Annotated in this window: 24 protein-coding genes; 10 read left to right on the forward strand and 14 right to left on the reverse strand. The window is 64.3% G+C overall.

Translation table 11 applies throughout. From position 1 onward, the window contains the following. Window positions 1–147: 147 nt before the first annotated feature. Window positions 148–1,851 carry an amidase gene (locus HKD46_RS14040; RefSeq protein WP_171865563.1) on the reverse strand — a complete coding sequence of 568 codons (1,704 nt, stop codon included), beginning with the start codon at window positions 1,849–1,851 and terminating at the stop codon, window positions 148–150. Between the two features lie 127 nt (window positions 1,852–1,978). Then, window positions 1,979–3,076 carry an agmatine deiminase gene (aguA, locus tag HKD46_RS14045; protein ID WP_171865564.1) on the reverse strand — a complete coding sequence of 366 codons (1,098 nt, stop codon included), beginning with the start codon at window positions 3,074–3,076 and terminating at the stop codon, window positions 1,979–1,981. Between the two features lie 155 nt (window positions 3,077–3,231). Here aguA and HKD46_RS14050 point away from each other — a divergent pair, with 155 nt between their 5' ends. Then, window positions 3,232–4,143: a LysR family transcriptional regulator gene (locus HKD46_RS14050; protein WP_043155367.1), complete on the forward strand. Its 912-nt coding sequence runs from the start codon at window positions 3,232–3,234 to the stop codon at window positions 4,141–4,143. Between the two features lie 155 nt (window positions 4,144–4,298). Here HKD46_RS14050 and HKD46_RS14055 read toward each other — a convergent pair whose 3' ends face one another. Further along, complete coding sequence (locus tag HKD46_RS14055; protein ID WP_043155368.1) at window positions 4,299–4,865, reverse strand: TetR/AcrR family transcriptional regulator; 567 nt, start codon at window positions 4,863–4,865, stop codon at window positions 4,299–4,301. Window positions 4,866–5,032: 167 nt separating this feature from the next. Between HKD46_RS14055 and HKD46_RS14060 the strand changes: the two genes are divergently transcribed. The 3 genes from HKD46_RS14060 (at window position 5,033) to HKD46_RS21585 (ending at window position 7,647) form a co-directional block, all read left to right on the forward strand. Continuing rightward, on the forward strand, window positions 5,033–6,070 hold the full coding sequence (locus tag HKD46_RS14060) for an alkene reductase (RefSeq protein WP_171865565.1): 1,038 nt from the start codon (window positions 5,033–5,035) through the stop codon (window positions 6,068–6,070). Between the two features lie 192 nt (window positions 6,071–6,262). Continuing rightward, window positions 6,263–7,189 carry a MarR family transcriptional regulator gene (locus HKD46_RS14065; RefSeq protein WP_171865566.1) on the forward strand — a complete coding sequence of 309 codons (927 nt, stop codon included), beginning with the start codon at window positions 6,263–6,265 and terminating at the stop codon, window positions 7,187–7,189. Then, a complete protein-coding gene (locus HKD46_RS21585; RefSeq protein WP_010672920.1) occupies window positions 7,186–7,647 on the forward strand; it encodes an acyltransferase in 462 nt (153 codons plus the stop codon). The genes HKD46_RS14065 and HKD46_RS21585 overlap by 4 nt, the downstream gene beginning before the upstream one ends. A 180-nt stretch (window positions 7,648–7,827) precedes the next feature. Here the strand turns inward: HKD46_RS21585 and HKD46_RS14075 are convergent, their stop codons facing one another. From HKD46_RS14075 to HKD46_RS14090, 4 genes are all read right to left on the reverse strand, one after another. Further along, the gene (locus HKD46_RS14075) at window positions 7,828–8,277 is read right to left on the reverse strand and encodes an N-acetyltransferase (RefSeq protein WP_171865567.1); all 450 of its coding nucleotides are present in this window, start codon (window positions 8,275–8,277) and stop codon (window positions 7,828–7,830) included. A 73-nt stretch (window positions 8,278–8,350) separates the two neighbouring features. Then, window positions 8,351–8,689: a nuclear transport factor 2 family protein gene (locus HKD46_RS14080; RefSeq protein WP_171865568.1), complete on the reverse strand. Its 339-nt coding sequence runs from the start codon at window positions 8,687–8,689 to the stop codon at window positions 8,351–8,353. Between the two features lie 168 nt (window positions 8,690–8,857). Next, the gene (prfC, locus tag HKD46_RS14085; RefSeq protein ID WP_171865578.1) at window positions 8,858–10,447 is read right to left on the reverse strand and encodes a peptide chain release factor 3; all 1,590 of its coding nucleotides are present in this window, start codon (window positions 10,445–10,447) and stop codon (window positions 8,858–8,860) included. Window positions 10,448–10,690: 243 nt separating this feature from the next. Further along, window positions 10,691–12,553 (reverse strand): diguanylate cyclase, encoded by a 1,863-nt coding sequence (locus tag HKD46_RS14090; RefSeq protein WP_171865569.1) that lies wholly within the window; start codon window positions 12,551–12,553, stop codon window positions 10,691–10,693. A gap of 195 nt (window positions 12,554–12,748) precedes the next feature. Between HKD46_RS14090 and HKD46_RS14095 the strand changes: the two genes are divergently transcribed. Next, window positions 12,749–13,753: a sensor domain-containing diguanylate cyclase gene (locus HKD46_RS14095; protein WP_143238062.1), complete on the forward strand. Its 1,005-nt coding sequence runs from the start codon at window positions 12,749–12,751 to the stop codon at window positions 13,751–13,753. Window positions 13,754–13,765: 12 nt separating this feature from the next. On the opposite strand, the gene viaA is transcribed toward HKD46_RS14095, so the two are convergent. Both viaA and HKD46_RS14105 read right to left on the reverse strand, forming a co-directional pair. Beyond that, window positions 13,766–15,220: an ATPase RavA stimulator ViaA gene (gene viaA, locus HKD46_RS14100; RefSeq protein ID WP_171865570.1), complete on the reverse strand. Its 1,455-nt coding sequence runs from the start codon at window positions 15,218–15,220 to the stop codon at window positions 13,766–13,768. A 95-nt stretch (window positions 15,221–15,315) separates the two neighbouring features. Next, window positions 15,316–16,929: an ATPase RavA domain-containing protein gene (locus HKD46_RS14105; protein WP_041211041.1), complete on the reverse strand. Its 1,614-nt coding sequence runs from the start codon at window positions 16,927–16,929 to the stop codon at window positions 15,316–15,318. 216 nt (window positions 16,930–17,145) lie between these two features. Here HKD46_RS14105 and HKD46_RS14110 point away from each other — a divergent pair, with 216 nt between their 5' ends. Both HKD46_RS14110 and rimI read left to right on the forward strand, forming a co-directional pair. Next, window positions 17,146–17,583: a DNA polymerase III subunit psi gene (locus HKD46_RS14110; RefSeq protein ID WP_049635924.1), complete on the forward strand. Its 438-nt coding sequence runs from the start codon at window positions 17,146–17,148 to the stop codon at window positions 17,581–17,583. A gap of 74 nt (window positions 17,584–17,657) precedes the next feature. After that, complete coding sequence (gene rimI, locus HKD46_RS14115; protein ID WP_113978432.1) at window positions 17,658–18,107, forward strand: ribosomal protein S18-alanine N-acetyltransferase; 450 nt, start codon at window positions 17,658–17,660, stop codon at window positions 18,105–18,107. A 73-nt stretch (window positions 18,108–18,180) separates the two neighbouring features. On the opposite strand, the gene HKD46_RS14120 is transcribed toward rimI, so the two are convergent. Beyond that, complete coding sequence (locus HKD46_RS14120; protein ID WP_010672910.1) at window positions 18,181–18,723, reverse strand: hypothetical protein; 543 nt, start codon at window positions 18,721–18,723, stop codon at window positions 18,181–18,183. Window positions 18,724–18,904: 181 nt separating this feature from the next. On the opposite strand from HKD46_RS14120, the gene HKD46_RS14125 reads away from it, so the two are divergent. Then, on the forward strand, window positions 18,905–20,695 hold the full coding sequence (locus HKD46_RS14125) for a long-chain fatty acid--CoA ligase (protein WP_171865571.1): 1,791 nt from the start codon (window positions 18,905–18,907) through the stop codon (window positions 20,693–20,695). Between the two features lie 60 nt (window positions 20,696–20,755). On the opposite strand, the gene HKD46_RS14130 is transcribed toward HKD46_RS14125, so the two are convergent. The 4 genes from HKD46_RS14130 to HKD46_RS14145 all read right to left on the reverse strand — a co-directional run bounded on the left by HKD46_RS14130 (window position 20,756) and on the right by HKD46_RS14145 (window position 24,307). Then, window positions 20,756–21,970 carry an aldose 1-epimerase family protein gene (locus HKD46_RS14130; RefSeq protein ID WP_113069657.1) on the reverse strand — a complete coding sequence of 405 codons (1,215 nt, stop codon included), beginning with the start codon at window positions 21,968–21,970 and terminating at the stop codon, window positions 20,756–20,758. A gap of 219 nt (window positions 21,971–22,189) precedes the next feature. After that, complete coding sequence (locus tag HKD46_RS14135) at window positions 22,190–22,882, reverse strand: aspartate/glutamate racemase family protein (protein ID WP_128345179.1); 693 nt, start codon at window positions 22,880–22,882, stop codon at window positions 22,190–22,192. Between the two features lie 135 nt (window positions 22,883–23,017). Continuing rightward, window positions 23,018–23,608, reverse strand: coding sequence for a LysE family translocator (locus HKD46_RS14140; RefSeq protein ID WP_010672906.1), 591 nt, complete (start codon window positions 23,606–23,608; stop codon window positions 23,018–23,020). A 102-nt stretch (window positions 23,609–23,710) separates the two neighbouring features. Continuing rightward, window positions 23,711–24,307 carry a LysE family translocator gene (locus HKD46_RS14145; protein ID WP_039039402.1) on the reverse strand — a complete coding sequence of 199 codons (597 nt, stop codon included), beginning with the start codon at window positions 24,305–24,307 and terminating at the stop codon, window positions 23,711–23,713. A gap of 115 nt (window positions 24,308–24,422) precedes the next feature. On the opposite strand from HKD46_RS14145, the gene HKD46_RS14150 reads away from it, so the two are divergent. Both HKD46_RS14150 and HKD46_RS14155 read left to right on the forward strand, forming a co-directional pair. Then, window positions 24,423–25,796, forward strand: coding sequence for a PLP-dependent aminotransferase family protein (locus HKD46_RS14150; protein WP_171865572.1), 1,374 nt, complete (start codon window positions 24,423–24,425; stop codon window positions 25,794–25,796). A gap of 29 nt (window positions 25,797–25,825) precedes the next feature. Next, window positions 25,826–26,290, forward strand: a complete 465-nt coding sequence (locus tag HKD46_RS14155; RefSeq protein WP_041211035.1) for a hypothetical protein — start codon at window positions 25,826–25,828, stop codon at window positions 26,288–26,290. Window positions 26,291–26,389 lie beyond the last annotated feature (99 nt).

The raw sequence follows: 26,389 nt of genomic DNA on the forward strand, positions 1-26,389 counted from the left end.
AGGTGGTAGGATAGGCATCAACTCAGTCCTTTGGGTGTGGCTTGTTTTGTTTAGCGACTAATCAGATCGCACAAACTGGACTGAGTTCCCTTCCTCCGGTGATCTACTATTCGGAACAGCTATTTAGCTATTTAATACCAAAAACAATCACCCCAACGGCGGCGTCCGCGGCGGCACCATACGCTTGCTGCCGGTGGACTCGAAGGCCGAGGCGACGCGCAGCAGGTTGTTGTCGTCATAGGCGCGACCGGCGAAGGTCAGGCCCACCGGCATACCGATATCGGTCATGACGCCCATGGGGACGGTGACGGTCGGCACGCCGAGGTGGCGAATAGCGAGGTTGCCGTTGGCAACCCAGATGCCGTTGCTCCAGGCGATATCGGCGGAGGCCGGATTCACGTCCGCGTCAGCCGGGGCGACGTCGGCGACGGTCGGGAACAGCACGGCGTCGAGCTTGAGCCCGTCCATCCACTCTTCCAGATCCAGCTTGCGGGTCTTCTCCAGACCACGCAGGCCGTCCGGCACAGAGGCAATCTCGTCGAAACGCTTGAGACCGCGCTTGGCCATCTTGACGTACTCGTCCATGCCCGCCGCCAGATCGCCCTCGCGGTTCGGCAGGGTGCCCGGATCGTGGGGGAAGATCTTCGGCCCATCGACATCTTCAAGTTTGTTCAACTTGGGATCGCCGTTGGCGCGCAGGAAGTCGTCAAATGCCCAGCCGGAGAGCTCCCACAGCTCGTCATTGAGAAACTCCGGGCTCACGATGCCGCGATTGAACACGGTCGGCGCGCCGGGTCTGTCCCCTTCGCAGTTGGAGACCAGCGGGAAGTCCACTTCGATGACTTCTGCGCCCGCGGCTTCCAGCGCCTTGCGCGCCTCTTCCCAGAGGGCAATCACGGAGTCGCGGGTATGGATACGCTGACCGGTCGGGCCGCCGATGCCGGGGTGCTCGCTGGTGCCGGCCAGTTCATCCTTGTTGATAAACATGCGTGGCACGCCGAGGCGCTTGCCCTTGAGGGCATCGGGCTTGGCAGCCAGCTCCAGATAGGAAGCCGGACGCACTTCGGAGGCCTTGGGCAGTTGCACCCAGGGCTGCATGCGCCACAGATCACCGCGAGTGTCGGCATCGTCGGCGACCACCACATCCAGCACTTCCAGCAAATCATTCATGGTGCGGGCATAGGGCACGACGACGTCCATGGTCGGGGTCAGCGGCCAGTTGCCACGCACCGAAATCACGCCACGGGATGGGGTGTAGGCACACAGGCCGTTGTTGGAGGCAGGACCCCGGCCGCTCGACCAGGTCTCTTCCGCCAGACCAAAGGCAGCGAAACTGGCGGCGGTGGCAGTACCGGCACCGTTGGAGGAGCCGGAGGCAAAGGGCGCGGTCAGGTAGTCCGCGTTGTAGGGGCTCTCGGCACGGCCATAGACGCCGCGCTGCATGCCGCCATTGGCCATCGGCGGCATATTGGTTTTGCCAAGGCAGATGGCACCGGCGGCGCGCAGCCGTTCCACGGTAAAGGCATCGCGCTGGGCCACCAGATCCTTGAAGGCCGGGCTGCCGGAGGCGGCGGTCAGCCCCTTGACCAGATAGCTGTCTTTGGCGGTGTAGGGGATGCCGTCGAGCGGGCTCAGGGTCTCGCCACGGGCGCGGCGGGCATCGGAAGCCTCGGCTTCTTTCAGCGCATCGGGATTGGCGACCACCACGGCGTTGAGTTTGGTGGCAGTCTCGGGGCCGTTGTAGGCCTCGATACGGGCCAGATAGGCCTTGACCAGTTCGACTGCTGTGGTGCGGCCTGATTCGAGCGCGGCACGCAGCTCGGCAATGGAAACCTCGGTCACTTCGATCATGGGGATCTCCTGTAAAAGGGTGACTGTTTGTCATGATGATCGCCGCATCAGCGCCTGCGACCATCACACCATCAAGAGAGAAAACCCCACGGCGTGGGGTTTTGAATTTCTACATTCTTCGACCAGTTTACTGACCTGAAGGGATCTGCTGGGTAATACAGTGGATATTGCCACCGCCCAGCAGGATCTCGCGAGCCGGTACGCCGATCACGGTGTGCTCCGGGAAGATCTCTTCCAGAATGCGCTGGGCTTCGCCATCGGTGGCGGCATCCAGCAGCGGGTAGACGATGCGATCGTTGGTGATCAGGAAGTTCACATAGGAACCGGCCAGACGGCCTTCTGCCTCGCGCGGCACACCGCTGCCGCTCTCGACACCGGCAGACTCCTCTTCGGTGCAGAACAGCGGGCCCGGCTGGGGCAGCTTCCACACTTTCAGCTTGCGACCCTTGGCATCCACCGCCGCTTCCAGCACCTTGAGGGCGGCCACGGAGCGGGCGTACTGGGGATCGTTCTGGTCATCAGTCCAGTGCAGCGCCACTTCACCCGGACGCACGAAGCAGCACATGTTGTCGATGTGGCCGTCGGTTTCGTCCATATAGACGCCTTCGTCCAGCCAGATAAAGCGGGTGACGCCCAGATAGTCGCGCAGGTGAGCTTCGATCTGCGCTTTGGTCAGGTGCGGGTTGCGGTTTTCGTTGAGCAGGCACTCGGCGGTGGTCAGGCAGGTGCCTTCGCCATCAACGTGGATGGAGCCCCCTTCCAGAATCAGCGGCGCATCGTAGCGAGCCATGCCGTGTTGGGTCAGCATCTGGGCTGCCACTTCCTCATCCTGATTCCACGGGTAGTAGAGACCGCCCTTGTGACCGCCCCAGGCGTTGAAGCCCCAATCCACCCCACGGCACTCGCCGGCCGCGTTGGTGACGATGGTCGGGCCGGTATCGCGAGCCCAGCAGTCATCGCTGTTCATCTCGACCAGAGTGACGTGAGCGGGCATGATGGCGCGGGCCTGCTCCATAAACTGGGCCGGTACCCCCATAAAGACCGGGGTGGCGCCACCGATGGCATCCGCCACCTTGGCGAAGGTCTCTTGCGCGAAGCGACCGGCTACGCGCCAGTTGTCCGGGCGAAACGGCCAGATCATCCAGACGGCCTGCTGGTGCGCCCACTCGGCGGGCATGGTGAAGCCGTCGGCGGCCGGCGTGGAGTTAATGGTCTTGATGCTCATCGCAAGGCTCCTTGCATGGATTGAGGCCCCCGTTTACGCCAGATGCGGCGCGGGAACCCGGAAAAATAAGAGTGGGTCGCAGATTAAGACGTTGCGCCCCCATCCATCAAATGAATAGGATGGATTGTCCCATAAACACGGCGAATAATCCCCCCATGAAACTGCACCAGCTCGACCTCAATCTGCTGCTCGCCTTTGACGCCCTGATGACGCAAGGGAGCGTGACCCGCGCCGCCGAATCGCTCTTTATCAGCCAGCCCGCCATGAGCCACTCCCTCGGCCGGTTGCGGGCCTTTCTCGGCGACCCGCTGCTGGTGCGCACGCCCCAGGGGATGTTGCCGACTCCCCGGGCCCAGCGCCTGCATCTGGGGGTGCAGCAGGCGCTGCGGCTGCTGGAGCAGCAACTCTGGGAGGAGGACGAGTTCGCGCCGCGTCAGTCGAAGCGCCGCTTCGTGCTCTGCACCACGGATTACGTGGAGTGCGTGCTGATCCCGCCCCTTATCCAGCGCCTCAGGAAGCTGGCCCCCGGCGTCACCATCGAAATCCGCATCCTGCGCGATACCCTGCCGGAAGCGGAGCTGGCGAGCGGCGAGATAGATCTCGTGCTGGGGTTTGACGAGTACATGCAGGTGCCGGGGTATCTGGGCAAGGAGACCTGGCTCACCGAACCCCTGGCCGGGCTGGTACGCGCCACCCTGGAGCTGGAGGAGGAGCGCATCACCCTCGAGCAGCTAATCGAGATGCCCCATGTGTTCCACTCGCCGCTCGGCACCTCGGAGGCGAGCCTCGACCGCTATTTGCAGAGCCTGGGCCACAGCCGCACCATCTCGGTCAACAGCCAGAGCTATATGTCCGCCGCCGCCATCGTGAGCCAGAGCGACCACCTGCTGGTACTGCCCAGCATGGTGGCCGAGCTGCTCGCCAGCCACTGGCCGCTGAAAAGCCTGCCCCTGCCCGACGACGTGCCGGACTATCACCTCAACTGCGTCTGGCACCCGGTCCACGCCCAGCAACCGGCGTTGACCTGGTTGAAGGCGTTGATGAAGGACCTGGTGAATCCGGGCTAAGCGGCAGCGACTGGCAGTTCCTCCCCCTCATCCCCAACTCTTCTCCCATTCTTTTGTAAATGAGCGGGAGAAGGGGGCAAAATCCCTGCTGCGAGGGGCATCCCCAGCAACAACAAAGGCTCCCGCGGGAGCCTTTGTTGTTTACATCTTCGCCATCACGCCCGCAGGGCGCTCATCATCCGGGCGACGACACCGGCCAGCAGAGGGCGGTCGGGGTGACACTGGGCGAAGGTGACCAGTCCCTGGATATGGACCTGCAAGAAGGCGGTCAGGGTGGGGATGTCCCCCTCTTTTGCCAGCTCTCCCTGCGCCTTTGCCAGGGTCAGCTGCCCGGCCAGATCCTGTTCCAGCTCGCCGTAGATGGCCTTGAAGCGAAGGTGCAGCTCCTCGTCCTGCTCCGCCAGCTCCATCAGGGTGCGGGTCAGCAGGCAGGAGCCCTGCAGGGCATCGTCCACCACCTGCTCGAGGAAGGCGTGCAGCCCCGCCAGCGGGCTGGGCTGTGCCAGGCAGCGGCGGCGCAGGGCCCCCTTCTCTGCCACATAGTGATCGACCGCCGCCAGCAGCAGGCCGCGCTTGTTGCCAAAGGCGGCATAGAGGCTGCCGGGGTGCAGGCCGGTTGCGGCCACCAGCTCCTGCATGGTGGTCTTGGCATAGCCTTTGGCGCGAAAGGCTTCCATGGCGTTTCGCAAGACGGCATCCCGATCGTATTCGGCGCTGCGCATGGGGTCTCCGGTGGCAAGGTCCCGCGGGACGGAAAAAACAGGGCGGCAAGTTTACCCCAGCCTCCCCCGTCAATCCATGTTGAATGCTTGCTCAAAAAATACTTGCACGCAAACCAAAAAACGTCTTGAATGCCCGTTCAAGAATCACTCCCTCAGGACAGACGATCATGAATACCCTGTTTCAGCCCTATCGCCTCAACGACACCCTCACCCTCGCGAACCGTTTCATGATGGCCCCCCTCACCCGCTGCATGGCGGGCCCGGGTCTGGTGCCCACCGAACAGATGGCCGCCTACTACGGCCGCCGCGCCGACATCGGCCTCATCATCTCCGAAGCCACCATCATCCGGCCGGACGGGCAGGGCTACCCCAATACCCCGGGGCTCTACAGCGCCGAACAGATCGCCGGCTGGAAGAAAGTGACCAGCGCCGTGCATGCCAACGGCGGCAAGATCTTCGCCCAGCTGTGGCACGTGGGCCGTCTCTCCCACCCCTTCTTCCACCACGCCGAAGTGCTGGCCCCCTCCGCCGTCGCCCATGAGGGCACGGTGCCGCGCATGCGTGAGCTGGTCTATCAAGTGCCGCGCGCCCTGACCGAGCGCGAAATCGCCCAACTGGTCGAGGATTACGCCCAGGCCGCCGCCAACGCCATCGAGGCGGGCTTTGACGGGGTGGAGATCCACGGTGCCAACGGCTACCTCATCGATCAGTTCCTGCACCACGCCAGCAACCTGCGCACCGACAACTACGGCGGCAGCCCCGAGAACATGAGCCGCTTCGCCCTCGAGGTAGTGGATGCCATCGCCGCCCGCATCGGCGGGGATCGCACCGGCCTTCGTCTCTCCCCCGGCGCCTATGTGCACCTGGAAGGGGATGCCCGGGATCGCGCCGTGTTCGACCACCTGCTGGCCGAGCTGAACCAGCGCAACCTGGCCTATCTGCACCTGGGTATCTTCGATGACAGCCTCACCTTCGACTACCTGGACGGCCGCGCCTCCGACTACCTGCGTGCCCGCTACGACGGCCACCTGGTGGGGGTCGGCAACTACAGCGCCGAGACCGCGCTCGAGGCCATCGAGGCGGACCGCTTCGACCTCGTCGCCATCGGTCGCCCCCTCATCGCCAACCCGGACTACCTCGCCAAGGTGAAGCAGGGAGAGGCTCTGACCCCCTATGCCGACACCATGCTGGCGGAACTGGTCTAACCCTCGCCGGCGCCTTGCCTGACCAAGGATGGGATCCGCGCCCCCGCGCGGGTTTCCAATGTTTGGGCCCTCTCCCGGGCCCTTTTTTCTGCCTGCCTTTCGCCCTTTTTCACGCAAATAGTTGTCATCAACAACCAAATGATGGTATTGGTTGCGCATAACAACCAAATACCATCACAAGGAGACAACCCCATGGATCCCCGCCCCCTGCGCGCCCTGTCGAGGGAACTGGTACGCGAACTCGGCATGCTCTCCCAGCAGTGCGGCTCGCTGGCCCTGAGCCCCCTGGAGGCCCACCTGCTCATCGAGCTGGAGAACGGTCCCGCCACCAACCAGCAGCTTGCCGAGCGCCTTCGCATCGACAAGTCCAACGCCAGCCGCCCCCTGGCCCGCCTCGCCGAGCGGGAGCTGATCGCCTGGCAACCCCACCCCTCGGACGGGCGCAGCAAGGAGGCGAGCCTCACCGAGCCGGGCAAGGCACAGCTTGAGGAGCTGCACCGGCAGATGGACGAGACCATGGCGGGGGCCCTGGCCCAACTCTCCCCCGCCGAGTGCGAGCAGATCTGGGAGGGCATGCGGCTCTATCGCAGCGCCCTCTCCCGCGCCCGCCGCCAGCAGGGGTTCGTCATCCGCCCCATCACCCCGGCCGACAATCCCCGGATCGCCGCCGTGGTGCCCGCCGTCTCCGCCGAATACGGCCTCACCGCCGACAAGGGGTACGGGGTGGCGGATCCCAACCTCGATTTTCTCCACGAGACCTATCAGGGGGAGCGCAGCCGCTACTGGGTGATTGAGGGACCGGACGGCGCCATTCTCGGCGGGGGTGGCATAGCGCCGCTGGCGGGAGCAGCGGATGTGTGCGAGCTGCAGAAGATGTACTTCCTGCCCGCCCTGCGAGGGCTGGGGCTGGGACGGCGGCTGGTGTTGCAGGCGCTGGCCGAGGCTCGCGCCCTGGGTTACCAGCGCTGCTATCTGGAGACCACCGCCGTGCTGCGGGAAGCCACCGCCCTCTATGAATCCCTGGGCTTCGAACACCTGCCGGGGCCCCTTGGCTGCACGGGCCACGACGCCTGCGAGATCTGCATGGTGCTGGCCCTCGACGGGAAGGAGGGGAGATGAGTGAACCAAAACGACTCTCTGTCGGCATACGAGATGTCAGCTTCGGTGAAAGGGTGAAGCTGGTTGAGCCTGTCAATCTCTACGGCTGTACCCTGGCTGACGATGTCTTTGTCGGCCCCTTCGTGGAGATACAGTCGAACGTCTCCATAGGTCGCGCAACCCGCATCCAGTCCCACAGCTTTATCTGTGAGCATGTGACCATAGGTGAGCGCTGTTTTATCGGTCACGGCGTCATGTTTGCCAATGACCTCTTTCAAAGCGGCGCCCCCGACCCGGATCCCGCCAGTTGGGGCCGAACCCACATCGGGGATGGGGTATCCATCGGTTCAAACGCCACCATTTTGCCGGTACGGATATGCCAGGGAGCCGTCATCGGTGCCGGCGCAGTGGTGACCCGGGACATCACTGTCCCTGGCACCTATGCCGGCAACCCCGCCAGATTGCTGCGTACTTTCTAGCCAGAAGCGCCAATTCCCCCCTCATCCCCCCTTCTCCCTCAAGGGTAGAAGGGGGCCGGGCAGGCAATCTGTCGATACCCCGCGAGCCCGTTTACCCCGTATCACGGCCCCTGGCTGACACCGCGCCTCCCCAGAAGAGCGATTGCCATCCATCTCATGGACAGTGACACATAACGCCTGTCAGGTTCCAACCCGCTGGGTATAGTGATCAAAGGCGATTACCTTTTGATACCCCTCTGATTCATAAAGTAATTTTGCAGGTTGATTGGAGACAGCCGTCGCCAGTTTGACGGTCAGGGCATCTGTCTCCCTGGCAAAGCTGGCCACCCGTTTCAGCAGCGCTCTTGCCACACCCTGCTGGCGAGCTGACTCGACGACATAAAGATCATTGAGGTACCACATCCTCTTCATCGCGACGGAAGAGAATGCCGGATACAACTGGACAAAGCCTGCCCACTCTCCCGCCTCGTTGCGTGCCAGAAAGATAACTGAATCCGCCCCCTGAAGGCGTTCTCCGATGAATCGGGTTGCCTCATCACTGTCCGGCGCTTGCCCATAAAACTGCCGATAGGCATCAAACAGACGGCTGGTTTCTTCAATGTGGGCCAACGTGGCCTGGAATATCTGCATGGCATCTCCTTGTCACCCTTCCCTGCACAGCGGTGCAATAGGATGGGGCCGTATGGCAAATACAGTGTCGGGTTTAAGAGGGGAAATAGAACCAGGCGGTCTGGATAAGACCCTCCTTCACCTCGAACACCGCCACGCTCTCGATGGGCTCGGGGGAGAGGCCATGGATCTTCTCGTGATCAAACACCTTGTTGCCCAAGACGGTGCGTGACAGCAGCTCGGCCTTGAGCAGCGGGTTGTTGAATCTGTGCTGTGCATAGAAGGTTCGCAGCGCCCCCTTGCCGACTGTGCTCGGCGTCTCGGTCGGCATGCGATAGCCTTTGAAATCCGGGGCAAAGCAGGCCACGAAGGCGTCGAGATCGTGGGCATTGTAGGCGGCAAACTGCGCCTCTACGGGTTGGGTGACGGACATGTCTCTCTCCATGCGTGAAATTTAAATCACTTATCCTTGATTTTTATTCACCCATCAAGCCCCGGATGGGGATCGCCGCCCCTTCCAATGACACGCCCCATAACAAAAAACCCCGCCGAAGCGGGGTCTCTCTGGTCATCAGCCACCCGCTGTGCGCGGGCGGGGTGATCAGTGTTCGCGGGTCTGGCGGAACTGTACGTCAGGGTGACGCTCCTGTGCCAGGCGCAGGTTGACCATGGTCGGCGCGATGTAGGTGAGGTTGTCACCGCCATCGAGGGCCAGGTTGACCTCATTCTTGCGCTTGAACTCTTCGAACTTCTTGACGTCGGTCCCTTCCACCCAGCGGGCGGTGGCGACGTTGACCGCCTCGTAGATGGCCTCGACGTTGTACTCGCTCTTCAGACGAGAAACCACTACGTCGAACTGCAGCACACCGACCGCACCGACGATGAGATCGTTGCTGATGAGCGGACGGAACACCTGCACCGCCCCCTCTTCGGAGAGCTGCACCAGCCCCTTGAGCAGCTGCTTCTGCTTGAGGGGGTCACGCAGGCGGATGCGGCGGAACAGTTCCGGCGCGAAGTTCGGGATGCCGGTGAACTTGAGATCTTCACCCTGGGTGAAGGTGTCGCCGATCTGGATGGTGCCGTGGTTGTGCAGACCGATGATGTCGCCAGCACAGGCCTCGACCGCCTGTTCACGGTCACCGGCCATGAAGGTGACGGCGTCGGAGATGTTCACGTCCTTGCCGATGCGCACGTGGCGCATCTTCATGCCCTTGGAGTAGGTGCCTGACACGATGCGCATGAAGGCGATACGGTCGCGGTGTTTCGGGTCCATGTTCGCCTGGATCTTGAACACGAAGCCGGAGAACTTCTCCTCGGTCGCCACCACTTCGCGGCTCTCGGCCTTGCGCGGCATGGGGGCTGGCGCCCAGTCGGTCAGGCCGTCCAGCATGTGGTCGACACCGAAGTTGCCGAGGGCGGTCCCGAAGAAGACCGGGGTCATCTCGCCGGCGATGAAGGCGTCGTGATCGAACTCGGGAGAGGCGCCCTGCACCAGCTCCAGCTCGCCACGCAGCTGGGCCGCCAGATCGTCGCCGATGGCGGCGTCCAGCTCGGGGTTGTTCAACCCCTTGACCACCCGCTTCTCCTGGATGGTGTGGCCCTGACCGCTCTGATACAGGTAGGTCTCGTCCTTGTAGAGGTGGTAGACCCCCTTGAAGGATTTGCCACAGCCGATGGGCCAGGTGATGGGGGCGCACATGATGTTGAGCTCGCGCTCCACCTCGTCCATGACCTCCATCGGATCGCGCACTTCGCGGTCCAGCTTGTTCATGAAGGTGAGGATGGGGGTGTCACGCAGACGGGTCACTTCCATCAGCTTGCGGGTCCGGTCTTCAACACCCTTGGCGGCGTCGATGACCATCAGGCAGCAGTCGACCGCCGTGAGAGTACGGTAGGTATCTTCGGAGAAGTCCTCGTGACCCGGGGTATCGAGCAGGTTGACCAGGCAGTCGGCGTAGGGGAACTGCATCACGGAAGTGGTGATGGAGATACCGCGCTGCTTCTCCATCTCCATCCAGTCGGATTTGGCGTGCTGGCCCGAGCCACGGCCCTTGACGGTACCGGCGCGCTGAATGGCCTGTCCGAACAGCAGGACCTTTTCGGTGATGGTGGTTTTACCCGCATCCGGGTGCGAGATGATCGCAAAAGTGCGTCTCTTGGAGACTTCACTCAGAAATTCAGCTGACATAATTCGACGTTCTTCTATTGAGCGGCGGCCTGGAGCCACCGTGGGAAAAATGCGGGACAGCACCTTGGAATCAGGGCGCCCATGCAGACAACGACACCACGCGGGCGGGTCAGTGACCGCCGGTGGAGACAGGAGAAGCGCGTTGCATTACATGGGTCTGGCCCCGGATCAAAGCAAAATTGCGCGGCATTATACCCGCGCGAGTGAAAAATACCCAGCCCGCTATCACGGGGCCCGGGGTCGGCCTCACCGGGCCGTCATCACCCGGTTGCGCCCCGCCAGCTTGGCCTCGTACATGGCCTCGTCGGCCCGGCGTACCAGCTCGCCCAGGTTGTCATCCTCGGGTTTGTACTGGGCGCAGCCGATGCTGATGCGGATGGGGTGATCCGCAGGCACCCCCTCAATCTCGAGGCAGGCGACGGCGAGGCGGATCCGCTCCGCCACCTCGACGGCCTCGCCCAGAAGGGTATCCGGCAGCAGCACCAGAAACTCCTCGCCGCCGTTGCGCCCCACCCTGTCGAGGCTGCGCAACTGCTCCTCGATGCACTGGGCCACGGCGGTGAGCACCCTGTCCCCCACGTGGTGGCCCAGCTGGTCGTTCACCTTCTTGAAGTGATCCACATCCAGCAGCAGCACGCACAGGGGTTTGCCCTCCTCCCGCGCCTGGGTGAACCATTTGCGCCCCTTGGCCTGGATCTGGCGCCGGTTGTGGATGCCGGTCAGTTCGTCCGTCATGGCGAGGCGCTGCATCTTGCGGGTGCGCCCGCGCTGGTGCACCACCAGGGTACCCATCACCACCAGCAGCAGGGCCACCACCAGGTATTGCCAGTAGCGCCGCTCCTGCAACTGCTTGAGTTTCTCCGCCTGCAACTGCTGCTGGGACCTGAGGGTCTGGTTTTCCAGCTCCTTGCGGGCGAGATCGAACTCGAAACGCATCTGCAAGGAGCGCTGTTCCCGCAATCTGAGCTCGAGGGCCTGGCGGGTCTCGACATAGGTCTTGAGGCTGGTGAGGGCCGATTGGATATGCCCCTGACGCTCCAGCACCCGGGCCCGTGTCTCATGCACCCGGGCGAGGAAGCGCAGGTTCTGCTCCCGGGTAAAGATGGGCTCGGCCTCGTCCAGGTGCCGCAGCGCCTCGCCGGGTCGGTTCAGGGCCTCGAGGACCTCGGCCATGACGAGGTGCCAGTGGCCCAGGGTGACGCTGTCCGCCCCCTCCCCTTGATGAAGGGAGGCTGCCGCCTGATCGAGCTTGATCATGGCCTGGTCCGGCTTGCCCTGTTTCTGCAGGATGGTGGCCAGCTCGATTCGGCTCCAGGCCAGGACCCCTTCCTGGTTTGACCCCAGATAGTAACGCTCCGCTTCGGCCATCAGGGGCAGCGCCTTGTCGTACTCTTCGGTGTCGATGTAGAGGAGCCCCTGCTGGCTGTGAATGTCCACCAGGTGCTCCTCGTCCCCGAGCTGCCGGTAGTCGTGTTCCAGCTCGTTGAAGTAGCTCTCGGCCCGCTCATAGAGCCCCATCCTGCGATAGGCATTGGCAATATTGGCGAGCCCCTCGCGCCCCTTGGCCTCCAGCCCGAGCGCCTCGTAGCGCTGGTGGGCATCGATGAGATCCATCAGCCCCTCCGCCAGCTCCCCCTGGTAGGAGTACATCTCCCCCCGCAGGCTCAGGATGTCGGCACGCTGGCGCTCATCCCCGAGCCGGCGAGCCAGGGTCAGGGCGGCGTCGTAATCCTCCCCGGCCCCGGCCATGTTGCCGAGCAGTTGCCGGTGATACCCGCGGCAGGCGAGCAACCCCACCTCGGTGACCCTGTCCTTGCGGGCTCGGGCCTGCGCCAGCCCCTGCTCGGCAAACGCCACCGCGCGGCGAAACTCCTCGTCCCGTTCACTCGGCTGGGCCCAGCACTGCAGCCGGGCAAGACGGCCCTGCACCTCGGGCGGATAGTGTGCCTGTTCGGCAGTCAGGGCGGCGACGCGCTCGCGAAACACCTGCACCGGCATCGTCGACTCTTCCAGTCGCTGCAACGCCAGTTGCAACTCGTCCCCAGCCAGTGGCGTCGCCTGGGCCAGGGCAACCCCCAGCAACAGACCACCTCCCATCAGGATCTTCATGCGGACATTTTCTCCTCTTCACTGGCCGGACGCCGCGCTCACCGCTGTCATCATATCCCCACAGACTCTGGGCGCACAGCCGCCAGAGGGTGAGAAAACTCCTCATGTTGGACGAGAGCCTCCCCTATCCCCTTCTTTACAGAAGGAGAGAGTGCATCGACTATATATGCTTTCGAACAGGGGAAGGGATGAGGAATGACCTACGAGGAGCTGAGGGAGGCTTACGACAGGTTGTTGCTGGAGAACGAGCGTCTCAAACGCATCGCGGATGACGCGCGGGAGAAGCTGGACGCAGCCATGGACGGCACCGGCCTGTGCATCTGGCAGAACCATGTGCCCACCGGCAAACTCATCATCTTCAACCGGCGCTGGGGCTCCATGCTCGGTTACCAGCCCAAGGAGCTGTCCGCCCACTTCGACGTCTGGCGCGCCCACCTGCACCCGGAGGACAGGGAGCAGGTGCTGCAGGCCTTCTTCGATCATCTGGAGGGCAAGAGCCCGTTTTATCAGGCGATGCACCGCATGATCGCCAAGGATGGCAAGACCACCTGGGTGCTGGACCGGGGCCGGGTGGTGGAGCGGGATGATCAGGGCAACCCCGTCCGGGTGATGGGCACCCACATCGACATCACCCACGAGAAGGAGTACGAGCAGCAGCTCGCCCAGCTTGCCCACCGGGATCCCCTCACCGGCCTGTTCAACCGCACCGCGCTGCACCGCCACTTTCCCGGGGAGTACCAGGCCATCTGTTTCATCGATCTCGATGACTTCAAGCTGGTGAATGACAACCTGGGCCACCGGGCAGGTGACGAACTGCTGGTCTCCCTTGCCCAGCGCCTTCGCCACTGCTGCGCCGAGGAGGTACGGCTGGGGCGCATCGGCGGGGACGAGTTCGTGCTGCTGCTGCCCTGGGCGTGCGACGATCCCCGCACCAGCCACCTCGCCCGCCAGTGCATCGATGCCATCGCCACCCCCTTCGAGCTGCCCAACGGGGACGCCTCGGTGGGGCTGAGCATGGGAATTGCGGCCATCCGGCCCCAGGACGATTTCGGCGCGGCGCTGGCCCGGGCGGATCAGGCCATGTACAGGGTCAAGCGCAGCGGCAAGCGGGGTTTTTATATTGCCCAGCCAAGCGGTCAGCCGCTGCTGGATCAGGAGCAGGTCAACGAACGGGGCCTCTACCACAGGCCCACGCTCTGAGCCTGAGCACCCTCAATGGCGCTGCCAGCGCCGCAGCAGGCGTCCACGCAGGCCGCAATCGAGCAGCCAGCTGTTGTCGAACACCCGCAAAATGGCCGCCTTGGCGTGACGGGACATGGCGACCGCATGGAAGCGTGTCTGCTGCGCCCGTCGCCGGTTCATCCGCTCGAGCAGGGGGTGGGGCAGGTTCTGGGCGATGAAGTCGGAGATCACCAGCACGTCGGCCTTGGCAAAGGCGGGTTGTTCGAGCTGGGTCAGGGCCTGCTCCAGGCAGGGCACCAGATCGGTCCCCCCGTGAAAACTCATGGAGAGAAAGCGCTCCGCCTTCTCAAGCCCGGTGTCGGCGGTGATCTCCAGGGTCGCCACCTCGGTGGAGAAGAGCATCAGATAGCAGCCCCGCTTCTCCTCCATCGCCCCTTTGAGCAGGGCGAGAAACAGCGCCTTGGCACACTCCTCCGGATAGCCCCCCATGGAACCTGACGTATCGACGCAGACGATGAAAGGGCCACGCGGCTGCACCTCCTGCCCTCCCTGCTCGGGGGAGCGCAGCATCAGACGCTGGCGCGGCAGGGTGCCCCGCGACTGGTAGCTCAGCAGGCGCCGCTCCAGATAACGGCGATAGAACTCCAGCTCCAGCTCCGGCAGCGCCAGCATCACCGCCTCGCTCGGCAGGAGGCGCATCAGATCGCTGGCCGGGTGCACCCCCACCAGATCGTCGGGCACATCGTCACTTTGCACCTCCTCCAGCTCGTGCACAGGCACCGGCGGCAGCGTCCTGTCCTCGCTGCGCCGCTCCCGCTCGCTGCGCCCAAGCAGGGCGGCGATCTCCGCGAGCAAAGGCTCCTGCTGCAACATGCCGGCGTACTGCTTCACCAGCGCCAGGCTGCGCTTGTGCCAGCTCCCCTGGGCCAGATCCCAGAGCCCCCCGGCGGAGATCTGGTGCGGATCCAGGGCATCGGCCAGGGTCCGGTTGGCCAGCAGTTGATCCTCTATCTCCTGGCGCTGCTTCTCCCGCTCCGCCTCCGCTATCTGCTGCTGCAACTGCAACAGGCTGCCCACCAGGCTGGCGCGCCACTTCTCGATGAAGAGCTGGCGCAGCCCCTCGGTGGGCTGGGCCACTATCTGGCGCACCAGGCTGCGGGCATCCCCCGCGAAGGGGCTGTGCTGCTCAAGGGCTTCCAGCAAGGCGGGCAGGCGCCCCACCAGCTCCGGCAGGGGCAGTTGCCGGTGGGCCTGATAGAGCAGGTATTCCCGCTCGAGAGCCACCGGCACCGGCTTGTGGCGCATCTCCTCCCCAAGCTGTTCGCTCCAGGTCTGGATGCGCTTTCTGAGCAGCTTCCCCTGCAGGGGCGAGCGCTTGAGGAACTCGGAGATCTTGGGGGTGGAGGCAAGCAGCAGCGCCATCTCCCCCGCCAGCTCCCCCTCCCCCATGAGCAGCCCCAGGTCCATCATGCCGATCTCTAGCATGGGCCACCCCGGGCGTTGAGATGTGATGGAATATCATGCTGACGAAACATGTTTTTCATCCTGTTTATTTCACCAATCCCACGTCAGGCGCGACGTCACCCCTGTGCATCGAGAAGAGGCAGACGATCCCGCCACTGCTGCAGCTCGGCCCCCAGCCGCTCCAGGTCCCGGCTCAGCACGAAGAAGCTGTCCTCCACCTGACGCAGCCAGTTGTCCCCCACGAACAGATGGGGCTGGTGACGGTCGAACAGGTTGCGCTGACCCTTGAGATTTTGCAGCACCCGGTTCACCTGGCCCGTCAGGTCGTCCAGGGCCGACAGCCAGGGGGCCATCACCACCTCGGGGATGGGGGTGCGCTCCACCAGCATCAGTGGCACGGGCTGGCGCTGGATATCCAGCACGTGCAGCCGCAACTGCTCGTCCAGCACCAGCTCGTAGTGCCCCTCCTTGGGGTTGCCGAGGGGCCAGCCCACCAGCGCCTCCCCGGTGGGGTGCCAGTGAGAAAGCAGGGTGCGATCGAAGGTGAGGGTGCCGGTGAGGCGCTCGGGATCGCTGCCATCCAGGGGCGCCGGGGTGAGCAGCTGGAAGTGCACCAGCTTGCCGAACGGCCTGGCGTTGGCCAGCGGCAGTTCGGTGCCGCGGGCGCGGCGGCCGAACCACTGCTTGCGCTTGACCGCCTTGCAGCCGATGCGCAGGGCGACCGCCCCCTGCAACTGCTTGAACTGCTCGCGCAGGGAGAGCAGCTCCCGGGTCAGCGCCAGTTGCTGGTAGCCGTAGAGGCGGGAAAACTCGCCGATCATCTCCAGCAGCGCGGTGCGGGAAGCCTCGTCGTGCCAGAGGCAATCCTTGAACAGCAGCAGATCCAGGGGAGCCACCTCGTCGCGGCCATTGAAGAAGGCGCTCGCCTTGATGAGCCGCACCGCCTTCTTCCAGCGCCGATCCGAGACATAGCAGCCGTGCCCGAGCTGACTGTCGAGCTGCTGGCGTAGCTGGTAGATGAGTTCGAAACAGGCGTCCGGCAGGCGCACCTGCTCGATGGCATCCTGCCAGGCGTCGTACTCTTCCCCCCGAATCTGCACCGAGGGGGTCAGGTTCTGATGGGACTGGCCATCGCTCGCCAGCATGGCCTGGAAGTTGGATTTCTCCTGCACCCTGTCCATCCAGACCCGCACCAGCATGCGGTCGTAGAGCGCCTCCAGCCCGCTGTCCGGGGCCGGCAGCTCGTTCGAGGCGGTGACCAGCAGCCGCATGGGAATGGGGTGCTGGCTGTCGCCGTTGCGAAACTGCCGCTCGTTGATGGCGGTGAGCAGGGTGTTGAGGATGGCGGGGCCCGCCTTCCAGATCTCGTCGAGGAAGACCACCTCGGCCTCCGGCAGGTAGCCGCTGGTCAACCGCAGGTACTTGCCATCCTCCTTGAGCGCCTGGATGGAGAGGGGGCCGAACACCTCCTCCGGCGTACTGAAACGGGTCATCAGGTATTCGAAATGGCGGGCATCCTGAAACGCCAGCTTGAGGCGCCGCGCGATCAGGCTCTTGGCGATGCCCGGGGGGCCCAGCAGAAAGACGCTCTCGCCACTCAGGGCCGCCAGCAGGCCGAGCCGCAGGGCATCCTGGCGCTCATACAGTCCCTCACCAAGGGCGGAAAGGAGCCGTGGCAGACGCTCATGAATGGGGGTGGCACGAACAGTATTCTGGGCTAAAGGCGGCATAGGCACAGTTCCGAAGCTAATAGGTCATCCGTGGTGACGGGGTCCGGCCTCTGGCCCCGCCCCACTCTCATTGTCTGTCATCTCTGCCCCCGGGGAGGCGCTCGTTTGCCATCGCCACAGGGCGAAAAGCGCACGTCCGGGGTGCAGCAAATCCCGCGAGAGTGTACTCTGCGCATCATTATTTACCCCAACGCAGATCAAGAGTGAGCCTTCGCCATGCAAGATCCCCTGCTGGACCCGCTGCGCCAGCGCATCCTGGCCCGCATGGGCATCCCCCTCTGGCAACAAAGAGGCCGACTCCTGGCGGGAGGCACCAGCCCCGACGGCGCCGCGCAGCCGGCAAACACGCCCGCCGACGAGGTGCTGGCCCCGCAGGAGACTGCCCCTCTGCCGACCGGCAAGCTCTGGCTGCTGGCAGAGACGCTGCCCGCGCCCTCCCTGCTCGGGGACATCTGCCGCTGGCTCGGCCTTGGCACCGACGAGGTCTCCCTGCTGTCCGAGATGCCTTCCCTGCCCGCGGGGGCCACTTCGCCCCTGCTCTGGCTGACGGCGCCGGACCCTCGCTGGCCCGATGCCCTGGTCTGCCCGCTCAAGCCCGATGGGGCGCACAAGCGCGCCCTCTGGCAGCAGTGCCGGCAGCGCCACACCCCTTGATGCTCACGACCATGGCACGGCCATGGTGTCCATCGCAAGCCTGAATCCCGTCCGGAGTGACCATGTCTGACCTCTTGCCCCACTTTCGCCCCCTGCTCGAATCGGACTTCGAAGCCATCTACCCCATCGAGCAGGCCGCCCACCAGGAGCCCTGGAGCCAGGCCAACCTGCTCTCCTGCTTCGGGCCGCGCTATCTCAACGGCCTGATGCTGGTGGACGGACGACCGGCCGGTTTCTACATCTCGGATCTGGTGGCGGGAGACAGCTCCCTGATGAATCTCTGCGTGCACCCCGATTTTCAGGGCAAGGGGCTGGGGCGGGCGCTGCTCAGGGAGTACCTGGTCCGCAGCAAGGCCGGCAAGGCCGAGGCCTGGTTCCTGGAGGTCAGGGCCGGCAACCGCACCGCCATCAACCTCTACGAGAGCGAGGGGTTTGCCGAATATTGCCGCCGCGCCGACTACTACGGCACCGGGCAGGAGAGGGAGGATGCCGTGCTGATGTCCCGTCTGTTCGACTTCGGCTGACAACCCGCTGCAGACCGCCGTCAGCGGGCAACACCCCCTCTGACCTCCCAGACTCCCCCGCTTCGCTTCCCCCTCAGGGCAGGGGCGCGTTGTCGATGGAGGGGTCTTCCAGGCTCAGGGTCACCCTCAGCACGGCCTCGAAGGCGGCTCCCGAGAGGGGCATGAAGAAGCCACGACCATAGGTAACGCCGGGCATCCAGATCTGTTCGATATCCACCGCGATCTTGATGGGGCGAAGCGGCTCACCCGGTCGCTGGACATAGATGCCAGGGGCCGTCGCAACCTGGGGGAAGCGGCGCAGAATGTGCTCGCTGCCATCCCCCGCATCCGGGTTGAGTCGCACCTTCACCAGCCCCGCCAAGGCGGATTGCATCTCGGGGGCACGCCACAGCCTGGTATTCAGCGCCTTGCAGCGTCGGCACTTGGCGCGCTCGATCACGTAGAGCAAGGGGTATCCTTCCCTCAGCGCCAGCCGCTGCGCCTGCTCATAGCCCTCGGCGCCGCTCAGCCAGGGATTCTCCTGCTCCCCCGCGCCCCCCAGCAGATACCAGAGGGCGCCTGCCCCCGCCAACAGCAGCAACACGCCGGTGAACAGGCTCTTGATCCCGATATTCATGGTGCAACTCCCTGAATGAATCCGATCCCTGCCTCCTATCATGCCTCACTCTCATCTGGTTGACGACTTTGTGATCCAGGACAAATGGCGCACACTTGTAAGCTGTAATGTTAGAGTTTAAACTCCAGCCCCGATTTTGGTGCCCCTGCGGGCGCACAACTGTTACTTGAGGATGCGTGAGATGTCGCAGTTTCATCTGGTTAGAGTGATGCGTGAGCGTATTGCCCGCCTTGGCAACAAGGCCGCCCTGCGCGTCCAGCAGGATGGCCAGTGGCGCGCCATCGGCTGGCGAACCCTGGGTCAGGCCATGGATTATTGCGCTCAGGGACTGATCCGGGCGGGCCACCAGTCCGGCGAGATGGTCGGCATCTATGCCCGCAACATGCCCGAGTGGACCCAGGCCGACCTCGGCATCCTGGCCGCCCGCGGCGTCAGCGTGCCCATCTACCCCACCAGCACCCTCGATCAGCTGCGCTACATCGTCAAGAATGCCGGCATCAGGATGCTGTTCGTGGGGGAGCAGCCCCAGTTCGATCAGGCGCTGCACCTCATCGACAGCGGCGAGATAAGGCACATCGTCGCCCTGGACGGCACCGTCGATCTGCGCGGCTGCGCCTCGGCCAGCCACTTCCAGACCTTCCTCGTCTCCGGCAACCACCAACCCAGCGAGCAGGTGCTGCGCGAGCGCGAGCGCCACTACCGCATGGACGACCTGCTGACCCTCATCTACACCTCGGGCACCACGGGCGAACCCAAGGGGGTCATGCTCGATTTCGCCAACATGGCCGCCTGCTTCGAGATGCATGACGCTCGCCTCGACCTCAGCGAGCAGGATGTCTCCCTCTGCATGCTGCCGCTGAGCCATGTGTTCGAGCGCGCCTGGAGCTACTACGTGCTCTATTGCGGCGCCGAGAACGTCTACATTCGCGACCCGCAGAAGGTGATGGATGTCATCGGCGAGGTGAAGCCCACCGTGATGTGCGCCGTGCCTCGCCTCTACGAGAAGGCCTACGCCATGATCCAGGCCAAGGTCGCCCAGGCGCCGCGCCTGCGCCGCGCCCTGTTCGGCTGGGCCACCCGGGTGGGCAAACAGATGGTCGCCACCCGTCAGGCGGGCAAGTCCGCCTCTCCCCTGCTCTATGGCCAGCTCTGGCTTGCCGAGCGCCTGGTGTTTCGCAAACTGCGCGCCCGTTTCGGCGGTCGCACCCGCTTCCTGCCGGTGGCGGGCGCCCGTCTCGCGGACGAGGTGAATCTCTTCTTCCAGGCCATGGGGCTCAACCTCAAGTACGGCTACGGCATGACCGAAACCACCGCCACCGTCTGCTGCTATGAAGACACCCAGTTCAGGCTGGGCTCCATCGGCACGGCGCTAAACGGCATCGAGGTGAAACTCGGCGAGAACAATGAACTGCTGGTGCGCGCCCCCACCGTGATGCGTGGCTACTACAACAAACCAGAGGCCACCGCCGAGGTGATGACCGAGGATGGCTTCCTGCGCACCGGCGATGCAGGCGAGCTGGATGACGAGGGCAACATCTACTTCACCGAGCGCTTGAAGGAGCTGATGAAGACCTCCAACGGCAAGTACGTGGCGCCGCAACTGGTCGAGGGGACCCTCGGCAAGGATCGCTTCATCGAGCAGATTGCCATCGTCGCCGATGCCCGCCACTTCGTGTCGGCGCTCATCGTGCCCTGCTTCGAGTCCCTGGAGGAGTATGCCCGCTCCATCAACCTGCAGTACCAGTGCAAGACCGAGCTGCTGCGCCACTCCCGGGTGATGGAGTTCTTCGAGGCCCGCATTCAGGATCTGCAAAAGGAGCTGGCCAAGTTCGAGCAGGTGAAGAAGTTCACCCTGCTGCCGAGCGCCTTCTCCATGGAGCTCGGGGAGATTACCCCCACCATGAAGCTGCGCCGCAAGATCATCGAGGCCAAGTACCAGCGCGAGATAGAAGCCATGTACAGCCACGTCTGATCGACGGGCCTGATATGAAAAAGCCGCTCATGGAGCGGCTTTTTGCTGGGCGTCTCTCCCTTATGGCAGCTTGACCAGGGGTTGCTCGCGCAGCTCGGTGGCCCGACCGCCCTGGATCTTCTCCACCCGGGCCAGGGCCTGCTTCACCTCGTCGGCATTTTGCAGCAGGCGATAGGTCAGATCGAAGGTCTTGGTCTCCCCCGGCTGGATCTTGGGGACCAGCCCGAGCGGGCGCTGGTACTTGGTGCTGTAGGCATAGCTGGTACCGGGTTCGATGCCGGTCACATAGCCCTGGGCCCGGGTGTCGGTGTTCTTCCACAGGGTCAGCACCGGCAGCTGTCGGGTGTTGTAGCCTACCGCCACTCCGGCGTTGCCGGCCCGGTTGTTCAGCACTGCCAGGGTATTGCCGTCGGCGTCGCTGTAGGGCACCAGGTTGAACACCATCTCGTCGAAGCCCTTGGTGGGCCCCAGATAGGTTTGCCAACCCTTGAGTCCGGCCTTGGCGTAGTCATTGAACGGGGAGATCTGCTTCACCGGCGTGCTCACCCTGGCTCCCTCCTCCAGAATGGGAGCCCCGAAGTTGCCGTGATAGATGATCTGGTACTCGTTCTCGTAGTCCGCGTGGTTGGTCAGCTTGTCCTGCAGGGCAAACTCCGCCTGACCGGGCACCACGCTCAGCTGGGTCCAGGTGACCAGTTCACTCATCTTGAAGGTGCGCTCGTCCACCCGGCCCAGCACGTGGATGGCATAGGGCGGCTCGTCGTCCACGGTCACGCTGACCACGGAGGCGGGAATGTTCTGCACCCGGCCATGGAGGCTCTTGAGGCGGCCGTCGTCATCCACTCCGGGATGACCCGTCCACTCGTAGCCGCAGCGCACCAGCATCTCGTTGAAGCCGTCGAGCCAGCCGAGGCCGCCACGGCTCTCGAGATCGATGAAGGCGGGGTTGACCACCTCCTTGACCGGTGAATCCCAGCCGAGGCGCAGATCCGCCGCCTTGACCTCCTTGATCCCCATGCCGCGGGTCGGCACCAAGGTGATCTTCATGACGCCGTTGTCGACGATGAGCAGATCCACCCCTTCCTGGCGGCCGCCGTGCAGGCGTTTCTTCTCGATGGTGAAGGGAACCGGGCTCTTGATGCCGAGCTTCTCGCTGGTGATCTTCCAGTCCCCCACATCCAGCCCTTGCTGGGAGTCGGTCAGCAGAAATTCGGCGGCGTGACCCGCGGTGGCGCCCAGGGCGAGCAGCACGGCAATGGAGAGTTTCTTCAACATGGATTTATCCTCGTGTCTCTTGTTTTTGTGAAAGCTGAATCGTTTCAGTGATCGAAAACTAGGCGTCTGACGCCCCGGACTCAAGAGACAAAAAGAGGAAATGTGAGCCGATTGACAATAAAAACGGCTTCAGCCCTGCTGAAATGAAGGCTGACTCACAGTTATGAAAGGAGGAAAAAACAGGCGGGGCGCCGAGAGGGTCACCCCGCCCGCATCACATCAGGCAAGGGCCAGCGTCACCGCGGCTTCGGCGTGGATGGCGGTGGTGTCATAGAGAGGCACGGCGGCCTGGCACGCCCCCACCAGCAGGGCGATCTCGGTGCAACCCAGGATCACCGCCTGGGCACCGGCCTGTGCCAGATCGGCGATGATGGCCAGATACTCGGCCTGAGACGACTCGCGAATGTCGCCGAGGCAGAGTTCGTCATAGATGATGCGGTGCACCTGCTCCCGTGCAGCGTCATCAGGCACCAGCACCTCCAGCCCGAAGCGCTCCTGGAGCCGCCCCTTGTAGAAATCCTGCTCCATGGTGAAGCGGGTACCGAGCAAGCCTACCCGGGTCACCCCGTCGGCCTGGAGGCGATGGGCCGTGGCATCGGCGATGTGGAGCAGGGGAATGTCGATGGCGGCCTCGATCTCCGGCGCCACCTTGTGCATGGTGTTGGTCCCGATCAGCAGGAAATCGGCGCCACCGGCCTGAATGGCCCTGGCCTCGGCCGCCAGCAGACGGGCGGTGGCGGGCCAGTCACCGGCGTGCTGCAACCGCTCTATCCCGGCAAAATCCACGCTGCTCAGCAGCACCCGCGCCGAGTGCAGACCGCCGAGCCGCTCGCGTACTCCCCGGTTGAGGGCCTGGTAATAGCTGACGGTGGACTCCCAGCTCATGCCACCCAGCAGACCGATACATTTCATGGGATCTCCTTATGTCACCCGATGGTGCAAACCAATGCTGCAATCCCTCAGGGGGCGCGTTTGATCGCACCGCCCCGGCAATAAAAAAGGCCCCGAAGGGCCAACAAGACAGCCGGTAAAGGCTCAGGCCGAGGCCTAAACCCAGATCATCAGCACGCAGGCCGCCGTGGCGAGCCCCATGCCCAGATTGAAACGACGCCAGCCGGTGGCGGTGCGGATGAGGCGGCGCACCTGGGCACCGAACAGCACCCAGAAGGCACCGGTATAGAGGCCGGTCACGAAGAAAATGCCGAGCACCCAGCCCGCGGACGGCCAGTAAGCCTCCCCCGCCAGGGTGAAGCCGCTGATGGCGGAGAGCGCCATCATCCAGGCCTTGGGATTGAGCAGTTGCAGCATGGCCCCCTGATGGGCCGGGATGAGCGGCCGGTTCCCCTCCGCCGGGCCACTGGCGTTGGCCACCTTCCAGGCCAGCCAGAGCAGGTAGGCCGACCCCACCAGCTTGAGGCCGTCGTGCAGCAGGGGCAGACGCTCGAACACCACCCCAAGCCCCAGGGCCGTGGCCAGGATCATCAGGTTGATGCCCCCCACCACCCCCACCAGCAGAGGCACGGAGCGGCGAAACCCCTGGGCGGCCCCGGCACTGGTGAGCAGCATGTTGTTGGGGCCCGGCGTGCCACAGGTGATAAGGGCAAAGCCCGCCAGGGGGAGCAACCAGTTCAGATCCATCTCAACCTCGTTCAGATACGGCAAGCCTCCTAATATGCAGAGCCGACGCCCTGACGACAAGGTCAGCAATGCATTTTCTTTGCATGAATAATCAAGGCGCTGTTAATACCAGAGCATCACCACGCACAGGGCGGTCAAGGCACCCAGGCTGCCGTTGAGACGACGCCACCCCTTGTCCGAGTTGATCCAGCGGCTGAGTTGATGGCCAAACATCACCCAGGCGAAGCAGACCGGGAACCCCGCCATGGGGAAGACACTCATGATGCCCCACATGCTCGGCCAGTAGTCGCTCCCCGGCAGGCTGAACAGACTGATGGCCGAGATCCCCATCATCCACGCCTTGGGATTGAGGAACTGGAAGCCCAGCCCTTCAAGCAGGGTCAAGGGGCGGGCACGGCTGGCGGGATCTCCGGGGGCGCCTGCCACCGCGATACGCCACGCCAGCCACAGCAGGTAGAGGCTGCCCAGCACCTGCAGGCTCAGCTTGAGCAGGGGCCAGCGCTCGAACAGCGGATAAAAGCCGAGCGCCAGCACCAGTTGCAACACAGGCTGGCCCACCGCCACCCCGATGAGATGGGGCAGGGTGCGCCGCACGCCGAAGTTGGCGCCGGACGCCGTCAACATCAGGTTGTTCGGCCCGGGCGTGCCACAGGTGAGCAGGGCGAAGCCAAACAGGGTGGCATACCATTCGATGGTCATGGGAGACTCCTTTCTCGTCACATTGTACCGATACAATGTGTGCTTGTTGGTTGTGTAAAGACTGATAATCACGCTATATTGCGGACAATCTTGGATCAATGGATTTATTGTCACCATGACAATCTGGACGCCCGACCTCACCCCCTTCGAGGGGCCCCTCTACCTCAAACTGGTCAAGGCCATCGAGCAGGCCATCGCCACCGGCATCCTCTCACCCGAGACCCGGCTGCCGACCCACAGGGCCCTGGCAGACAAGCTGGGGGTCACCGTGGGCACCGTCACCCGCGCCTACACCGAGGCGGAGCGACGGGGCCTGCTGGCGGCCCGGGTCGGGCACGGCACCTGGGTCAGGGGAGCGGCGGATCCTGCCAACGAATGGGTGATCCGCAATGAAGACAGCCAGCGCATCGAGCTGTGGCAGAACCTCCCGGTCCAGCTGGACAGGGGCGCCATCATCAGGCCCCTGCTCACCGATCTGGCGCAGGGGGATCTCAACGGCCTGCTCGGCTATGACAAGGAGGCGGGACGCCCCGCACAGCGCCAGCTGTTTGTCGACTGGCTCGCCGAGCAGGGCATCACGGCGAGCGAAGATCGCCTGCTGTTCAGCCATGGTGCCCAGCACGGCATCATGCTGGCCCTGCTGGCCACCGGCTGCGTGGGAGAGACCCTGTTTTGCGAGGGACTGAGCTACCCCGGCATGCTGGGCAATGCACGCCAGCTCAAGAATCAGGTGGTGGGACTGGCGATGGATGAGGAGGGACTGCTGCCAGAGGCGCTGGATGCCGCGTGCCGTACCCGCCGGGCCAAGCTGCTCTACCTCACCCCCACCCTGCAAAACCCCACCACGGCCATCATGAGCCTGGCGCGACGCGACGCCATCGTCGCCATCGCCCGTCGCCACGATCTGCTGATCGTCGAGGATGACGTCAACGGCCTGCTGCCCGAAAGTGCGCTCCCTCCCCTGGTCAACCTGGCACCGGAGCGGGTCATCTACCTCGGCAGTCTCGCCAAGATCGCCTGCGGCGGCCTGCGGGTCGGCTTCGTGTTGTCCCCTCCCGCCCTTCGCAACGGCTTCGCCCAGGCGATGCGGCTGTCGAGCTGGATGGTGAGTCCGCTGCTCATCGAGCTGGCCTGCAAGCTGGTGAGCCAGCGCCAGATCATGCCGCTCATCGAACACCAGCGAAAAATCCTGGCGCGCCGGGGTGAGCTCCTGCGCCACCTGTTGCCGGGAGCGCGCTGGCAGGCGGGGTCCATGCACGCCTGGCTGCCGCTGCCCGAGCCCTGGCGCAGCCAGGAGTTTGCGGAGGCCGCCAACGCCCTTGACGTGGGGGTCGCCAGCGGAGAACACTTCGCCGCCGGCCAGTTTGCCGCCCCGCAGGGAGTACGCCTCAGCCTGAGCCAGCCCGCCACCGACGCCCGCGTCGCCGAGGGGCTGGAGCGCCTCGCCGGGCTGCTGAGGGGCACGCCGCCCACCAATCCCCTGCTATAGTCATTGACCCTGGCACCCGAGGAGCCTTCATGTCTGCCGTCCGTCCCGCCCTGCTGATCGCGACCCTGCTGCTGGGAGGCTGCGCCTCCCCGGCCCATCAACAGCTTGGCGCCGCCCTGAGCGGACTGGAGGGGGAGCTGACGCGGCTGGAGGAGGAGTTGGCAGCCATGAACGGCCTTCACTATCAAAAAGCCATCGACGCCCCGGTGGCGCTGCGCCGCTATCTCAAGGCCCCCGCACCGACGGCAGAGGGGCTGGTGCCCGTGCAGAGCCGACTGCAAGATGGCCCTCTGCTGCGCTACGACTACCGGCTGCCCGCCGGAATGACGCAGCTGCCCACCGACAACCCCTGCCTGCGCTACGAGTTCGAGCTGCGCCGCCTCGGGCGCTTGGGCCAGCTCGAGCTCGCCTGGCAGGGAGAGTCGGGAGCCGGGGAGCTGCGTGTCCCCCAGCGGGACTGCCCCTTCTCGGCCAGGGGGCCCGGCCTTCAGTGATGCTTTCTTTGCCCTGCCCAAGGCTGGCACTGAGCCATTCCTGACCCAGGTGGGGTATTGACCCCCTCTGGCTCTCGCGGGAGAGTGGAGGCTAACTTT

The sequence above is a fragment of the Aeromonas sp. TW 6 genome, assembly GCF_013168745.1.
GTDB lineage: Bacteria > Pseudomonadota > Gammaproteobacteria > Enterobacterales > Aeromonadaceae > Aeromonas > Aeromonas caviae.

Excerpts from the sequence above, each read along its gene's own strand:
- aguA (WP_171865564.1), bottom strand. The coding sequence starts at position 3,076 with ATGAGCATCAAGACCATTAACTCCACGCCGGCCGCCGACGGCTTCACC.
- HKD46_RS14145 (WP_039039402.1), bottom strand. The coding sequence starts at position 24,307 with ATGACCATCGAATGGTATGCCACCCTGTTTGGCTTCGCCCTGCTCACC.
- HKD46_RS14130 (WP_113069657.1), bottom strand. The coding sequence starts at position 21,970 with ATGTTGAAGAAACTCTCCATTGCCGTGCTGCTCGCCCTGGGCGCCACC.
- HKD46_RS14105 (WP_041211041.1), bottom strand. The coding sequence starts at position 16,929 with ATGCCGCCTTTAGCCCAGAATACTGTTCGTGCCACCCCCATTCATGAG.
- HKD46_RS14050 (WP_043155367.1), top strand. The coding sequence starts at position 3,232 with ATGAAACTGCACCAGCTCGACCTCAATCTGCTGCTCGCCTTTGACGCC.
- HKD46_RS14095 (WP_143238062.1), top strand. The coding sequence starts at position 12,749 with ATGACCTACGAGGAGCTGAGGGAGGCTTACGACAGGTTGTTGCTGGAG.
- HKD46_RS14075 (WP_171865567.1), bottom strand. The coding sequence starts at position 8,277 with ATGCAGATATTCCAGGCCACGTTGGCCCACATTGAAGAAACCAGCCGT.
- HKD46_RS21585 (WP_010672920.1), top strand. The coding sequence starts at position 7,186 with ATGAGTGAACCAAAACGACTCTCTGTCGGCATACGAGATGTCAGCTTC.
- HKD46_RS14150 (WP_171865572.1), top strand. The coding sequence starts at position 24,423 with ATGACAATCTGGACGCCCGACCTCACCCCCTTCGAGGGGCCCCTCTAC.
- viaA (WP_171865570.1), bottom strand. The coding sequence starts at position 15,220 with ATGCTAGAGATCGGCATGATGGACCTGGGGCTGCTCATGGGGGAGGGG.
- HKD46_RS14055 (WP_043155368.1), bottom strand. The coding sequence starts at position 4,865 with ATGCGCAGCGCCGAATACGATCGGGATGCCGTCTTGCGAAACGCCATG.
- HKD46_RS14090 (WP_171865569.1), bottom strand. The coding sequence starts at position 12,553 with ATGAAGATCCTGATGGGAGGTGGTCTGTTGCTGGGGGTTGCCCTGGCC.
- HKD46_RS14135 (WP_128345179.1), bottom strand. The coding sequence starts at position 22,882 with ATGAAATGTATCGGTCTGCTGGGTGGCATGAGCTGGGAGTCCACCGTC.
- HKD46_RS14080 (WP_171865568.1), bottom strand. The coding sequence starts at position 8,689 with ATGTCCGTCACCCAACCCGTAGAGGCGCAGTTTGCCGCCTACAATGCC.
- HKD46_RS14060 (WP_171865565.1), top strand. The coding sequence starts at position 5,033 with ATGAATACCCTGTTTCAGCCCTATCGCCTCAACGACACCCTCACCCTC.
- HKD46_RS14040 (WP_171865563.1), bottom strand. The coding sequence starts at position 1,851 with ATGATCGAAGTGACCGAGGTTTCCATTGCCGAGCTGCGTGCCGCGCTC.
- HKD46_RS14155 (WP_041211035.1), top strand. The coding sequence starts at position 25,826 with ATGTCTGCCGTCCGTCCCGCCCTGCTGATCGCGACCCTGCTGCTGGGA.
- HKD46_RS14110 (WP_049635924.1), top strand. The coding sequence starts at position 17,146 with ATGCAAGATCCCCTGCTGGACCCGCTGCGCCAGCGCATCCTGGCCCGC.
- HKD46_RS14140 (WP_010672906.1), bottom strand. The coding sequence starts at position 23,608 with ATGGATCTGAACTGGTTGCTCCCCCTGGCGGGCTTTGCCCTTATCACC.
- HKD46_RS14065 (WP_171865566.1), top strand. The coding sequence starts at position 6,263 with ATGGATCCCCGCCCCCTGCGCGCCCTGTCGAGGGAACTGGTACGCGAA.
- HKD46_RS14125 (WP_171865571.1), top strand. The coding sequence starts at position 18,905 with ATGTCGCAGTTTCATCTGGTTAGAGTGATGCGTGAGCGTATTGCCCGC.
- HKD46_RS14120 (WP_010672910.1), bottom strand. The coding sequence starts at position 18,723 with ATGAATATCGGGATCAAGAGCCTGTTCACCGGCGTGTTGCTGCTGTTG.